This window comes from Pantoea sp. VS1 (assembly GCF_002207995.1).
Lineage (GTDB): Bacteria > Pseudomonadota > Gammaproteobacteria > Enterobacterales > Enterobacteriaceae > Pantoea > Pantoea dispersa.
The window spans coordinates 1-844 of the sequence record NZ_NHZE01000127.1 but is presented as its reverse complement, the minus strand read 5'-3'; the positions used below and the strand labels follow the sequence as shown (position 1 = coordinate 844).

At 59.8% G+C, this 844-nt stretch carries 1 protein-coding gene; it reads left to right on the top strand.

The window, feature by feature from the left end; genetic code table 11:
* Positions 1-844 (top strand): TraG/VirB4 family ATPase (locus tag CBW22_RS24845; RefSeq protein ID WP_441339125.1); only part of this gene is annotated, 844 nt, incomplete at both ends.

Below are 844 nucleotides of genomic sequence, written 5' to 3'. Positions count from 1 at the left end.
GGATAAAATCAGCGAGGCCATCCTGCAGAAGGGCGTGGTCGCGGCGTACGAGGCAAAGCAGAATAAGGCGCGCATCGACGACGTGGTGGCCTACCTGAAGTCGGATGAGGTAATGAAAGAATACGGCCGGCAGCCCACCATCATGAGCCGTATTGATGAACTGGTGCTGCTGCTGGACCAGTGGTGCACCTGGGGCACCAACGGCGAGTATTTCAACTCCGACAACCCGACGCTCGACGGGGAAACGCGCTTCACGGTGCTGGAACTGCTGAGCCTGGAAGACAGCCCCCACCTGCTTTCTGCGGTGCTGTACTCGCTGATACTGGCGATTCAGGAAAAAATGTTCCACTCGTCGCGCAAGCTGAAAAAAGTGGCCATCATCGACGAGGCCTGGCGCCTGTTCAGCGGGCAGAACCCGCACGCCGCGCGCTTTATCGAAACCGGCTACCGCACGGTGCGTCGTCACAAAGGTGCCTTCATTACTATTACGCAGAGCATCAGCGACTTTACCGGACTCCCTGACAAGCCCGCGCCGTCAGCGGCCGCAGCCGCCTGGAACAACAGCGGCATCAAGGTGACGCTGCTGCAGGATACGAAGGCGTTCAAAACCTATCTGGCTGCAAATAAAGACCAGTTCAGCGAGATGGAAACCGAAATCGTCCAGGGCTTCCAGCCCGCCGGCGACACGGGCTTCAGCTCCGTCATGATTTCCACCATGAAGGGTAGCTCCTTCCACCGGCTGTTTGTCGACCCGGTCACCCGGGCCATGTTCAGCACCGAACCGGATGAGTTCCAGTACATGAGTGACGCGCAGGCGGCGGGCGCGACCAGCGAGGAGGCGGCG